Annotated in this window: 11 protein-coding genes; 1 reads left to right on the top strand and 10 read right to left on the bottom strand. The window is 46.7% G+C overall.

Annotation, left to right across the window (positions count from 1 at the left end; translation table 11 throughout):
* Positions 1-138: 138 nt before the first annotated feature.
* From ACJJI1_RS04305 to ACJJI1_RS04285, 5 genes are all read right to left on the bottom strand, one after another.
* Positions 139-831 (bottom strand): pirin family protein, encoded by a 693-nt coding sequence (locus tag ACJJI1_RS04305; protein WP_444940758.1) that lies wholly within the window; start codon positions 829-831, stop codon positions 139-141.
* Between the two features lie 109 nt (positions 832-940).
* Positions 941-1,843 carry a LysR family transcriptional regulator gene (locus ACJJI1_RS04300; protein ID WP_444940759.1) on the bottom strand — a complete coding sequence of 301 codons (903 nt, stop codon included), beginning with the start codon at positions 1,841-1,843 and terminating at the stop codon, positions 941-943.
* A 101-nt stretch (positions 1,844-1,944) separates the two neighbouring features.
* Positions 1,945-2,916: a glutathione S-transferase family protein gene (locus tag ACJJI1_RS04295; RefSeq protein ID WP_444958643.1), complete on the bottom strand. Its 972-nt coding sequence runs from the start codon at positions 2,914-2,916 to the stop codon at positions 1,945-1,947.
* A 39-nt stretch (positions 2,917-2,955) separates the two neighbouring features.
* Entirely contained in the window at positions 2,956-3,390 is a 435-nt protein-coding gene (locus ACJJI1_RS04290; RefSeq protein WP_444940761.1) for a DoxX family protein, read from the bottom strand.
* A 172-nt stretch (positions 3,391-3,562) separates the two neighbouring features.
* The gene (locus tag ACJJI1_RS04285) at positions 3,563-4,300 is read right to left on the bottom strand and encodes an OmpW/AlkL family protein (RefSeq protein WP_444958642.1); all 738 of its coding nucleotides are present in this window, start codon (positions 4,298-4,300) and stop codon (positions 3,563-3,565) included.
* A gap of 374 nt (positions 4,301-4,674) precedes the next feature.
* Here ACJJI1_RS04285 and ACJJI1_RS04280 point away from each other — a divergent pair, with 374 nt between their 5' ends.
* Positions 4,675-5,544 carry an alpha/beta fold hydrolase gene (locus ACJJI1_RS04280; protein WP_444958641.1) on the top strand — a complete coding sequence of 290 codons (870 nt, stop codon included), beginning with the start codon at positions 4,675-4,677 and terminating at the stop codon, positions 5,542-5,544.
* 204 nt (positions 5,545-5,748) lie between these two features.
* On the opposite strand, the gene ACJJI1_RS04275 is transcribed toward ACJJI1_RS04280, so the two are convergent.
* The 5 genes from ACJJI1_RS04275 to ACJJI1_RS04255 form a co-directional block, all read right to left on the bottom strand.
* Positions 5,749-8,949, bottom strand: a complete 3,201-nt coding sequence (locus ACJJI1_RS04275) for a DEAD/DEAH box helicase (protein ID WP_444958640.1) — start codon at positions 8,947-8,949, stop codon at positions 5,749-5,751.
* A 145-nt stretch (positions 8,950-9,094) separates the two neighbouring features.
* On the bottom strand, positions 9,095-12,112 hold the full coding sequence (locus tag ACJJI1_RS04270; protein WP_444958639.1) for a DUF2339 domain-containing protein: 3,018 nt from the start codon (positions 12,110-12,112) through the stop codon (positions 9,095-9,097).
* A gap of 107 nt (positions 12,113-12,219) precedes the next feature.
* Positions 12,220-12,780: a DUF4166 domain-containing protein gene (locus ACJJI1_RS04265; protein ID WP_444958638.1), complete on the bottom strand. Its 561-nt coding sequence runs from the start codon at positions 12,778-12,780 to the stop codon at positions 12,220-12,222.
* A 26-nt stretch (positions 12,781-12,806) separates the two neighbouring features.
* Positions 12,807-13,187 carry a DUF5329 family protein gene (locus tag ACJJI1_RS04260; RefSeq protein ID WP_413663302.1) on the bottom strand — a complete coding sequence of 127 codons (381 nt, stop codon included), beginning with the start codon at positions 13,185-13,187 and terminating at the stop codon, positions 12,807-12,809.
* Between the two features lie 114 nt (positions 13,188-13,301).
* Complete coding sequence (locus tag ACJJI1_RS04255) at positions 13,302-13,661, bottom strand: hypothetical protein (protein WP_413663301.1); 360 nt, start codon at positions 13,659-13,661, stop codon at positions 13,302-13,304.
* Between the last annotated feature and the right edge of the window lie 196 nt (positions 13,662-13,857).

Genomic DNA, 13,857 nt, shown 5'->3' with positions numbered 1-13,857 from the left:
GTCGCTTTTAGGGTGAGTAGTCTTGTGCTTGTGAATATGAACATGCCGGTTAGATAGAGTTTAATGCCTATTACGAGAAGCGGTATCTTAGAGCAGGTTTACAGCCCAAAAAGAATTAGTCTGTTGATAGATCACCTATTATCGAGGCAAGTCGAACCATAGTGCGATAAGATCATTTTCTGAAGCGGTTAATTCTATTTTTTCCCGATAAATTCCCAAGCCATCTCCCGCCACTAGCAGGTGGCTGCCATTGAGTTCGGCATTACCAGTGATGATATGCAGATACCCTGGTCGCTTTAGAGTATCCAATTTTAAACGTTCACCAGCGCGTAATTGGAGACGAAATAAGCTGGCATTCTGATGAATAGTTAGTGAATTATCGCGTCCATTGGGCGTTACCAATGGAGTTAATGCCCCAGTTTGAGTGATTGCCCTTTGTTCATAGCTGGGCTGAATATTTTTCCGGTTAGGTTGAATCCAGATTTGTAGGAATTTAAGGTTTTTAGTCTTTGAGTGGTTATATTCTGAATGAGTAATACCTTTACCCGCACTCATTCTTTGAATTTCACCAGCGGGAACGACAAAGTGATTGCCTTCGCTATCCCGATGCTCGATCGAGCCCTCCAGAATATAGGAAACGATTTCCATATCCCGATGTCCATGGGCGTCAAACCCGGCCCCTGCTTTTACTGTATCATCGTTGATAACGCGCAGTGCAGAAAAACCCATGTGTTTTGGGTCGTAATAGTGCCCAAATGAAAAGGTATGCTTGCTGTCCAGCCAGCCAAATCGGGCTTGACCGCGTTCTTGTGACGGTCTGAAGTAATACATAGCCAGCTCCTATTAGTGCAGTAAATAGAATATTAAGGCTATGATAGTATTTTGCGGTATAAGGGAATATTGGGTAAAAAGAAGCTTATTATTCGTATCAATAGAATACTCAGCCTTCCTCAGAGGTGGGCATATCTAAAGTGAGTAATCGAAGCTCGCCAATAAACTCCCTCGCCACGGGGCCTAATTTATCCTGGTCTTTAAAGTTCAGGTAAAAGCTGCTGGAGCGCACTCCACCATTTTTCAAGGGGAGTCGATTTAAAGTGCCATTCTCGAGTAGTGTGGAGACCATTGGCAATGGCAGCCAGGCGAACCCCATTCCCTGTACAATTAAATCCACGGATGCCCGTAGACTGCCCACTTTCCAGCGTTGCTCTGCCCCCAGCCAGCCGGAATCCCTATTGGTCTGCAGTGCGGAGTCCCGCACAATAATCTGGCGATAGGACTTCAAGTCTTCATAGCTCAGCTCGTATCCCAGCTGATGTAGTGGATGGTTCTTATGGGCTACAGCCACAAATTCGATACGACAAATCTCATCGTTGAGGGCATTCTTCATGCGGAAGGCGGAAAGTCCCAGATCTACCAGCCCCTCCTGGATCAACTCATTAGTGCCGGATAGTACTGTATCAACGATATCAATATTCACCTGTGGATAAATTGCGGAAACTCTCTCCAGAGCCTGAAAAACGACACTTTGGGGAAAGGCGCCATCTACGGCAATGCGCAGCTCGGATTCCACTCCCTGGTTAAGGGATCCGGCAATATCCTCAATACGTGAGACTTCATCCAGTAGGTATTGGCCCCGGCGTAGCATTAAGTTACCGGCTTCAGTAATTACTACTTTTCTACCCGAGACTTCAAACAATTTTACGCCGAGAGCAGCTTCCAGATTGCTAACTGCATTGTGGATACTGGACTGGCTTTTGTGAACGTGGGAAGAGGCCTGATTAAAGCCGCCGGCATCTGCGACAGCTTTAAACATTCGCCACTGTTCCAGAGTGGTTTTTTGCATCTGGGTACTCTTTGAGGGCTACGGAGGGCTGTTCCAAGGTTTAAGGAGCCTGGGGCAGCCCTGAATATCCTGACTGGCCCAGGCTGGATAGGCAAGGGTTTTTAGCTGCGGTTGTGAGAGCTGTTGTAATTGATTTCCGGCCCTACAGGCACAACCTGGGTTGGGTTGATCGATGTATGGCTGAAGTAGTAGTGACGTTTAATATGGTGGAAATTTACTGTTTCAGCAACTTTCGGCCACTGGTATAGCTCGCGTACATAGTTACGCAGATTAGGAAAGTCTTCCAGTCTCTGGCGGTTGCACTTGAAGTGTCCATGATAGACAGCATCAAAGCGAATAAGGGTAGTGAACAGTCGCCAATCTGCCTCGGTAATTTCTGTTCCGACCAGATAGCGCTGTTCCCCTAAAATTTTCTCAACCTGGTCTAAAGCAGAGAATAAATTATAGTAAGCACTCTCGTAGGCTTCTTGGGTTGTGGCAAAGCCGCAGCGATAAACTCCGTTGTTTATGTTCTCATAGACCAGTTGATTAATGGTATCTATATCCTGCTGCTTCTCTTCGGGAAAAAAGTCCTGTGTATCGCCGGTAATGGTATTAAACGCGCTGTTGAACATGCGGATAATTTCAGAGGACTCATTGCTAACGATACAGTTTTTTTGTTTATCCCAGAGTACTGGTACCGTCACCCGGCCCGAGTAGTCAGACTTGTTACGAGTGTATACTTGGTGCATAAACTGATAGCTAAACAGAGTGTCCCCGCTGCTACCTTCGTCGACGTTAAAGCTCCATCCCTGATCGAGCATATCGGGGCTTACTACCGAAACATCGATATGGTCTTCCAGTTTCTTCAGCTTGCGGAAAATAAGCGTGCGATGGGCCCAAGGGCAAGCCAGTGAAACATATAGGTGATAGCGGCCAGACACCGCCTTAAAGCCGCTGTCACCACTGGGACCTGAACTGCCATCAGCAGTCACCCAATTGCGCAGTTGCGCCGCTTCGCGCTTGAAGCTCCCACCGGAATTCTCGGTGTCGTACCACTGGTCGTGCCACTGGCCATTGACTAACAGTCCCATTTTTTACTCCACAATCGGTATTTTCTGGTCCAGAGGAATTTATTGCTTGGTGCTTTTGCGGTGATCCAAGCTGAAACGCCCGGCGCCATGGGCTGCCACTACCAAAAAGCCGCCGGCAATCGCCAGGTTTTTGAAAAACATCAAAAACTGCATCTGATCGCCCAGATTGTTATGGAACAAGGCGGCAGTAACTAAGCTAAAGCCAGCAAACGCCAAGGCGGTCAGGCGAACCTGGAAGCCGGCGACTAGTGCGAGCGCACCACCTATTTCAAATAGAATAACAAGCGGCAGCAGAAATTCTGGCAGACCGCCATAGGTTAGGTACTGTGCACTGCCCTCATAATTTTGGATCTTGTTCATTCCCGCCAACAGGAAGATCGCCGCCAAGCTGATACGGCCAGCCAAGTCAGCACTTGCGGAAAACAGGGAGCTGCCGTCGATATTGGCGCTTGTGGATAAAGTGGATGTGCTCATGGTATCGCTCCTAAAACTGTGAATTTTGCGCTACTCAGTAGTCGCTGCTGTGAGTAAGAGGCAGTTTACAGAGGATCGATAGAATGAAAATTGGTTAAATTCGACCAAACTATTCGAAAAAATAGAATGGTTGCTGAGCCTATCTTATCATCAGGTGCAATAGGGCCTTAGTTCAGAAATGGTAACCGATGCCCACCGAGTAAACCCAAGGGTCGATATCCACATCGACATTGATGCGGTCGTAGTCGTTATCTTCTGTGCGGAAGCGAATTTTGGCCTTGGTATCGATGCTCAAGTACCAGATGGCCGCATTAAACAGCCAGTTGCTCTCTCGTCCAAAGGCAATATCTATGCCCACTTCCCCTGCCAGGCCCCAGGAATTGCTCAGGCTCAGGGATGCTCTTGAGTCTGCACCCAGGGCCGTATCGAAGTAGTTTTGTGCCGTGCGGCTGATATCTTCATCGAAGAAATGGGTGTAGTTAATTCCCACACCAATATAAGGCTGTACCCAGGACTCGGTGCATACCGGATACCACTGTACGCTGAGGGTTGGGGGAAGGTGCTTGATGTCACCCAGGGATACCCGACCCAGTGGATTACCGGTATCCGGGTCCGGTAAACCGCGAACATCAAGATCGTGCCGGAAAGGTACAGCTGCCAGTAATCCCAGCCCCCAATGGTCTGCAAATAACCAGGTACCAGTGATGCTAGCGGAGTAGCCTGTATCCACGTAGACCCGGGTGTAGTCCAAGGGGGTGCCATTTAGGCGGAGTCTGCCAGAGTCGTCGTTTGGATCGACCGCAGCAGCGCCAACGCGAACGATAAAATCTCCCTTTTGATAGTCCGCCACGGAATGGCCGGTGAGCAATAGTGCCATGCAAAAAACTATTGTCAGATTGATTCCTTTCATGTCCAACTTTCCAGAGATTCGATGGAATAGTAAGTAGGAGAACTGATAGGGGTAGGAGAGCCCTAATCTACTGCCAGATTATTAGTGTAGATGTCTTGGGGGACTGGGCATGTAGATAACAAAAGCGGTGACGCAGTATTTTATTGATATAACTATAAAGATCTATTCTAGGAAAAACTTCTTATTTCGTTAGGAAAATATTTCAGAAGAAGACTAATCATCGAATCGGTTAATCTGTTGGATGAAACTGCCCTGTATTATTGGATGTTTTTAGGTTGAAATCTCATCAGAGACCATTGATCAGTGTAATTTTCCTATTGCGTATTAAACACCATCAATGATCATATAAAACGGGATATCAGAGATTTAATAATATGCTTAAGATAATACAGGGAATAATGCAACTCACAGGGCGACTATCCCCCAAATTATCAGCAAATATAGCGATGTATATGGCCTCCCGGCCCAGGCGCTATCCAGATTCAGAACGCGAGAAAGCGCAGTTAGCCCAAGCCAGGAAGATTACCTACCGGGGTGCTTTAGGTACAGAAAATACGGCCTGGTCTTGGGGTGAGGGCCCGGTAGTGATTCTTTGCCACGGCTGGGAGGCCAAAGCCGCAAAAATGGCCACTATGGCGATGGCAATTGCCGAGCAAGGCTTCCAAGCGGTGGCCATAGATGCTACTGCTCATGGTCACTCCGAGGGAAAGGTTTGTAATTTCGATATTATGGCGAAAGATATTTATTCTCTGGCCAGTCAGTTTTCGGAAATATTTGCCGTCGTCGGCCACTCGATGGGTGGAATGATGACGATGAGAGCACGGGAATTTGGGCTTAAAGCTCAATGTTATGCTGTACTCGGCTCACCGAGTGCACCTCTGCCGATTCTTGAAATTATGAAAAATTTGTTGAAGGTAAGCTCTGAAACTATAGAGATATGCCAAGACAAGATTGCCGGCCAGATAGGATACTCTTGGCAGGAATTGTTACAGTGTAAAATGTATACCCCGGAAGAGACTCCGCTTCTGATGATTTACGATACTGAAGATGATGAAGTGCCGATCTTTCACGGAGAGAGAATTCACAAAACCTGGCCAGCAGCGGAGATGATCAAAATTAGTGGTGTGGGACACCGGAAAATAGTCTGGGATACCTCGGTAGTAGAGTCTGTGACGGATTTTTTGGACTACGAGAAGAGTAAAGAAAGCACAAAAGAAGCTGGTTTGGCCAAACTTGTAAGCTAGCGAATTTACTGTAAATTAGTAGGCATAGCGGAATTAGGTTGCCCTAATTCCGCTTGAATATTTTTTTCAAAGCTGCTGTAGGCTACCCTATTGTGAGGGCTGGTTATAAATAAGCTTATGGAAGCCGACAATAAAACCGAAATTATATGACTGATGGGGTTCTATCTACGACATACCTTGCCACTCATTTTTTTATCGCGTAAATCACCCCTCAAACAATGATAACCATTGCTCTGAATCCATAGTTATATCTTTCCCATCTTTACTGTAAATCGCATCAGCCAGGGCTTGCTTGTGCGCCTGCATATCGACTATTTTTTCTTCTACGGTATTTTCACAGATAAATTTATACACAAAGACTGGCTTGTCCTGGCCGATGCGATATGCGCGGTCGGTAGCCTGGTTTTCTACTGCGGGATTCCACCAGGGGTCGTAGTGAATAACTGTGTCGGCAGCGGTAAGATTTAGGCCTACACCGCCGGCTTTTAGGCTAATCAGGAATACAGGAACATTGCCATTCTGGAAAGCGTCAATCGCTTCCTGACGTTTGCGCGTGCGCCCGGTGAGTTTTACATAGGGTATTGCCTGTTCTTCAAGGGCGGTTTCAATCTTGCCGAGCATTTCGGTAAATTGGGAGAATAAAAGTATCTTGCGGCCTTCCTCCACCATCTCCGGGAGCATATCCATCAGCGCTTCCAGCTTGGCCGATTGCTTAACCTTTTTTGCCTTGTCCAGTTTGACCAGTGCGGGGTCGCAGCAGATTTGTCGCAGCTTTAATAGGGCATCCAAGATTTCAATATGAGAGCGATTTAGACCTTTCTTCTTCATCAGGTCCCTAACCCGCTTTTCCATCACTGAACGCACTGTCTCATAAAGCGCAGCTTGGGTGGTATCGAGAGTAACCCGCTGTATAATTTCTGTTTTTGGAGGAAGTTCTGTGGCTACTTCCTGTTTAGTGCGGCGTAAAATAAATGGTGAGATCCTCTGGTTCAGAACTTCCTGCTTGTACTCATTAGCCTGCTTCTCAATGGGGTTCCGATAAAGGCTATTGAACCTTTTCTGGCTGTGTAGAAAACCGGGCATCAGGTAATCAAATAGTGCCCACAGCTCACCCAAGTGATTCTCCAGCGGTGTTCCCGTTAGGCACATTTTGTGGTTTGCACTCAGAGTGCGGAGTAATTGTGCCGCTTTCGATTTGGGGTTTTTTATAACCTGAGCTTCATCGAGGATCAATAAATGAAAGTCATGTTCTTTTAATATTTCGCTATCCCGCACAATAAGGGGGTAGGTGGTTATAACCAGATCGGATTCGGGAATGAGGGGGAAATCCTCATGCCGGTTACTGCCGTGAAGTAGTAGTGGCTTTAAGGTCGGGGCAAAGCGATGGGCCTCGTTAAGCCAGTTACCTACCAAGCTGGTGGGTACAACCACCAGGGCAGGCTTGGCCAGGCGCCGGCTTTCTTTCTCTTTGAGGATATGGGCCAGTCCCTGCAAAGTTTTTCCCAGGCCCATGTCATCGGCCAGGATGCCATTCATATTGAGTTTACGCAGGTATTGCAGCCACTCAAAACCCGTTTGTTGATAGGGGCGTAATTGTGCCTTCAGGGCCCTGGGTGGTTTTATGCTTTGCGGGCCTTTTTGCAGGTTTTTAGCCAGCGATTTTAAGTCTTTATTGCCCTGCCAGGCTGAAGTTGCATTAGGCAGATCCGGCACAGCAAACCTGGGCACTTTGAGGCTTTGGGAGTCGCTGTCATACCACTCCTCTAAAATTGCGTATAAGTTGTGGAATAGAGCACTGGGTAGGCGGATATACTGGTCTGAACCAAGAGGAACCAATATGTCTTCTTCGTCTGTAGCCACATACCCCGATTCCAAATATTGCAATAATAATGGTGCTAAATGAATAGACTGCCCTTCAATATCTACAGTTGCACAAAGGGAAAACCAGTCGTTGGAAGATTGCTTTGTTTGCCATTCCCAATCTTCAATCTCGTGTACTTTTAAAGAAAAGTTATCCTCGAATTCAACTATCCAGCCAGATTCCTCAAGTCTTGGGATACCCTCATTGAGGAATTCATGCCAGCGCTCAATAGGAGTTTGGCCTGGCCCACTATCGGAGAAGAATAAAACGGGTTCACCAGTTTCGTCCGCCCCCAAGCTAAATTGCCACTGCAAGAGATCCTTCAGTACGGCGGCTTCATGTTTGAAGTCTCGCTCTACTTTATATAGTTTATCTTTTTGGGGGTAGATATTAGTCTCAGGACGATTCTCTGTAAGAATTTCTTCCGCGCGGATTACTACCGGACCATATTTAATAAGAAAACTTGCCGTATGGAGACTTTCAGCCCCTTCTCGAATAGAAATTGAGTTAAGGGTTAATACCGGCCGTAACAAATCATCTACAGGTATGATGGGCACCGACTTTGGCGTGGGTAATTGTTCACTGCCATATTGTTTATTGAGGAAAGTAATAGCATTGCCTATTTCATCTTTAGAAATGGCGGGCATGGTTGTAAAGTCATTAAGCGCTTCCCCATCCACCGGGCTGATGATGGGACCAATGATGTCTTCCTGTGGTGAATAATAGCAAGGTGGTTCGGTAGGTATGAGCTTCCAATCATCGGGGAGGTCAGGTACATCTAATTGCAACTGTGCACTACTCTTACTTTCCTTCCAACTGAGCTCCAGTTTGACTGCCTCTCCCCAATGAATCGGGGTTAGGGAATCGATATCGCTGAAGAAACGCTGACTGGCTAGTAGGTTTTTCAACAGCATTGCGCCTTCTTCTCCTGAAATACTCTTTTTGAACGAGGACTGGGAAAGCAGCTGTTGAAGGCCGAATATTTTTTGGTCGACTTTTGAAGTGGCTAGGCTACTGTTGATATGGAAGTATTCTCGCTGAGGCGCTCCATAGCCGCCTTTCTTGAGGCGTCGAGCTGAATATACGCTAATTCGGGCATGAGCTGGGGTATATTGATCACTCCAGTCCAAGGTGTATAGCAGGTCGCGATTAGATGATGTGTCCTGCTCGGAGTCACGATATTTTTCTTTTACACCTTGTTGCCAGTTGTCCCAAGTACGACTGACTGATGGTTGCCCTAATGGACGTTTATGCTCAGCAATTACCGCTATTAGCACTGCAGCTACATGTTTACAGTTGTACCCTACTGGACAGGAGCATTCTCCATCAATTTCAAAGGTTCCCGAAATTGGATTTTCAGTTAGCGATATATACTGATGGTAGTGACTAGAGTAGGAGCCTTTCACTTTCCCGGTGATCGTTTTGCCATCCTGAGAAATATTGAATCTTTCGACAAAACCATTCCGGAAGTAATTTTTCCCTCTAGACAGGCTATTAGTGGGAAGTTGATTGGAAATACTACTGAAATCGATAGGGTTGTTCATTTTTGGGTTGTGTAATGACTACTGGCTGGCGGTTGAGGTTTGAAGAATATTCTTTGCTCTAATAATACCCTCTTTTAAGGAGCTTAATTTGCTAATAGCTAAGGGATTTCTGAATAAATTTATGTCGATAATGAAAAAAGGCTGCCTATTCAGGCAGCCTTTTATTTGGTAGGAATCTCTGGTATTGATAGGCCGCCCCCAGCATACACAATCCCACTAACATGCAAACGACTATCTTCTGTATTAGTGAGAAGTCCTGCATATCCCAGAGCACAATCTTCAGTGCAGCTATGCCGTAGATAATTAGTGACAACTTAAGTAGTTTCTGGGTTTCGGGCTTTAATGTTTGGAACAATAGTAGGGTTGCATGGACAACGAGAGCGAAAGAAACTGCCGGTAGCCACATGGCATCAAATAGCTGTGCTAATAGAGCTACGTAAACAATAATCGCGGTAACATGCACCAGCCACATATTTGCCATTCGATGACCAGACCAAACGGCTCTCGTAGGCAGGGTTTTGTGGTAAGCCAGCAGGACAGCGATGCCAAGAGAGACCAGGTTATAGGCTCCAATCCACTCTGCATTGTGCGATTTCACAATGACAGCTCCGACTTGAATCAGTGTTATTAATTCAAAAATACCCAGTGTCAGTATGTAGAAGGGCGTAAGCTGGTTGCGTACTGGTCCCAGCTTGGGTTGGCTGAAAAAGAGGCTTCCAAAATAGAGCTGGGTGAGTAGTAATGACAGGACAAAGTCATGAGTTAAAGTGTAACTGACAGCTATCAGTACTGCCGCAAAATAGTAGAAGGCCATCGGGAATACAGGCTTCAGCGCCCAGTGAATAGCATGCTGCCACTCCCTACCTGCGGGGTATCGCTTTAAGCCCTGGCCAAGCCATATGAGCCCTATGAAGCTGGCGACTCCCAGTAATAGCCCCTCCATCGCCTTGCCCTGCCAGCCGACAAACTCTTGTAGGAGACAACCGCCGATAGTGATAAGGCTTGCAGCAGAAATCAAAATGCGAACTTCTTGTTTTAGATGTTCCATCCGCAGCCATGTGTAGAGGAATAAGGCAATACCACACGAGAACCATATAGCAACAGTGAAGTAGTCACTGGCTTTATACAGTATGGTGGGTAAGGCAATAATGGGTAGTAAAGCGTAAAAGAGTTTACGCAGTGCCAATGCCAGCTTCTGCCCTGGTGATTGTATTTTCAGCTGGTGATAAAGCTCCGCAAGCAACCAAAGTCCCAGGAAAGCTTCAATACTGGCGATTTTTCCGTAGGGGATTTGATCGTAGAAATGAAGGTTGCCTACAACCGATGCACTGGCTAACAGTGGGACAAACAACAGAAGGTAATGCCAGAGACCGAGCCATTCGCTAAATGCTGAATTCATGCGCTGGCTGCGCCAGATCAGGAAAGTCATTGGCAGTGGTGCCAGCAACCACATCCCTTGCGGCCAGATAATACCCACCGATAGCAGGAAGCTCGCAGATAAAAGCAGTCCGAAGGCATTCTCTGCGATATAAGTGAAACGTTGTTCTGCGGGAGTGATTTTACCGACACTACGGCGTAATAACTGGGTGAGAGCAAAGGCCCCAGCAGTGAGGGTCAGCCAGTGAGTCCAGCCTGCACTCATCTCTAAGGATAATAGTAGTGGAGCAGGAACCAAGCTCTCAGCCACCCATACGAGAGCTTGCAAGAATAAGGTTACGCCGGCGAGGGCTAGAGCGATATAGCCCTCACTTCGCACGCTGACAAAACCAAAATGTATTCCAAGGTAAATCAGCAGGAGGCCTTCCAGGCACCACACAATGCCCAAAAAGTCAGGGCTGCAAAGTGCCAGAATTGCCAGGCCTGTTAACAAGCCCCCATGGAGTAAAGCCATTGCGAGGATACTACGGGCCGAGGAACTATTAACACTGTATCCGAACAGGTGGCGTGAGTAGATGGCGAGCGCGGCCCAGGGTATTAGATTGAGTAACCAAACCACACCTAGTGCATTAGCAGTGGGTGCTAGAGACCAGCTAATATGAATAAATAGCACCAGGTTTGCTACCAGCAAACCGAGGCGCCTCCTATCGATTTCCTTGCCACTAAGCCCACCCAGTATGTAATGGGCAAACCCGTAGAAGAAACCATGCAGTATCAGTAACAGACCCCAGTTTGAGCTAGACTCGCCCAAGTTTGCGACTGAAAACTCGAACATCCCTGCGCTGAGCACCATGGTGACCACTGCCAGCTGAGGCCATTGAATCAACTTGGACAAACGCAGCATTGCGAGCGCGAGCACCAACAAGTAGCTGAGATAAATAACTGCGGATGGATCAAAATGATTGGCCACCAAGGGCATCGTGGCTCCACCCAGCAGAGTCACCATGGAAACAACCCGGGTCTCGAATAGTAGGGCGAGTAAATAAGCAACTCCGGTAGTTACTACAAGCAGCCCCACAGCGATAGGAATCGGAACCAGCTGATAGTAAGGCCCAGTAAAGTAACCACATAAGTAAAGCAGTATGACCCCGAGAGCGATCAGTCCTGAGCCGTAATCCGCCATGTTGGGCATGCGCCGCCTGAACATTACTCCACCAGTAGTAGTCGCCGCTGCTACCAGGAAGCCTAAAGTCACTTTACCTACAGGCCCCAAATAGGCATTGAAAGAAAACTGCAACAGGTAAGCAAAGCCAAACACCAGCGCCAGGATGCCGGCAGCGGTCATAAAGAAGACAGGAGCCTTCCCTTGGCTTTGGTAGTGCCGGTAGAAACTCATTAGGGAGCCCCACACTCGGCTCATGGGTTCGAGAGCAGGTTCCAATAGGCTCGGTAGCTCCTCAGATAGCCATTTAGCCTGTCTACCAGGCTTCTCGGTTCTGTTAGGAGCATTGGTAATAGTACTTGCTGGCTGGGTTGGGGTTTCAGGAAGAGAGGGATTACGTTGCTTTGTCGACGGGGATCTGGAGGGATGCGTACCCATCAATTGGGATAGCTCATCTTCTGGCTCATCCACTGTCGGGAGCTGGCTTGCTAACTGATCCCTAGTATCTTGCTGTGTCTGCGCTTCTAAAGCCGATAACCGCTGTTCGAATATCTCAATGCGACGGCGATTGTCTCGCTCCAGCAGAGCTAGTTCCGCGCGAAGTGATTGCAGTTCACTTTCCATATATCTTTCACTATTGTTTTTAGTGAGATTATCTCTCGTTACGCTCGGCTACAAGTATATGTAATCAAGGTTTTTGAAATACCTTTTACCAGAGGTTAATCGCACAGCTATCTAGTTTCAGGGAGTTGTTCACGCAATATTCCCGAATAGCCAAATGAGAACCCTATCATCGGTAACGAAATCGATACCTCAAAGTGATATTGATTGTTAATGATTGATTTGCCTGCGACGATCCTGGGCCTTAAGATCGAGGGAATTGGGATATGAAGAATAGAAACTGACTGTGGGTCCCAAAACCAGTTTCCTTTCTCTATGGAAACGCCAAGTCGGATATTAATTATCCCTGTTTTTTCAATCCAATAACCAGCTTTTTCTCTTGTCCCTATAGGTACAAATTCTGAAATCATTGAATGGCTATTTGAGAAAGTACGAGACCAGACTAATTTATGCTGGGTGTGCTGAATATTTACTGAAAAAGGAGATTCCTTTGTATTTTGTGGGACACCCAGCTTTCCAGCAATTCGTTTGCCTATAATTCCAGCTAGTCCAGAGCCGAACTGAACTTTAACCTCCCCGGAGAGCTTTGCCCCTGTTGTATGTAGGCGTTGTAGTAGCGGGTTTAGCTTGTTGAAGTCGGAGCCAAACCAACTGGTGACAGCATTTACCATGCTATTTTGATTGCATTGCTAGTTTCTCAATTAGCATTGGATCTTAGCTGTGTCGTTTCACGGTAGCGTGCTAATTCGTTCAGAAGCCACCTTTGGGATTCTTCTTTAGGCTTATCGGCACACTGAATATGGTAGGGCTTACCACTAAAGGTGCTCTTGGTCGCACTTAGCCTAATAAAATCCTCCGCGCTATCAATTTTGTTGGAGAAATACTTATATTTCTTCTCCATATGCTCCACTGCTTCCTGGCTAGTGTGCTCACTATCGTTGCGGATAAAGGTACACTCTGAAGCAGAGACAAACTCCATTAGGTGGTTTATTTCGTTGATAGGAGTATCTGCCTGAGCCAGGATGGAGGACATACTTAGCGAGATAATAGTAAGTAAAGTTGAGAGACTTTTAATCATTTTCCCATTCCTTGGCTGTGGAGTATCAGGGGAGTTCATTAGCGGGCCGAGAACTGGTATAGGGTCAAGAGGAGCTCTATACCAGAACTATATCAAGGCCAGCAGCCTGGTGCTTTAAGTGTTCTTAGTGACTACCACTTTTGCAGTGCACTGTACGCTCTTGCTAGCTTCCTCTCCAACAACTTCAGAAGATTCAGTCAAAATTTTTGAGACGGTAAGTTCAGAGGCAGAGATCACCTCCATCATTTCCTTTTTACAGTTGGTAATGTTGATTGCATTAGAGGTAGTCGGGTCGTAATTGATTTTGTGAGAAAAGTCTCTTTCTTCTTCACCATTACGACTTCGCTTGATGCTTTGGAACGCCTCTTTACCCGCATCTACAGTGTCCCCGATAACGTTGCCAGGCTGTACCTCAAGCGTCATACAGGAAGTGGTGGCCAAGGCTATTGCAATAATGGTTAAGAATTTGTTCATTTCTTCTTTAGGCTCTGGAAATTGTAGTGTTTAACCCTTGATAGAACGGTAAGCCTACCGTTCAGAAGTCTAGAGGATCATTTTACATGAGTCGCCTTATAGAGTCGTAACAGAACTCGAATTGTAGTTAATAATCGGGCAGGACTGATTATATATCGCTCAATTTGGTTGATAAAAATACATGTAAGATAGAGCT

It is taken from the genome of Microbulbifer maximicatervae (SeqCode), assembly GCF_052467065.1.
This window is presented reverse-complemented; position numbering and strand designations above follow the sequence as displayed.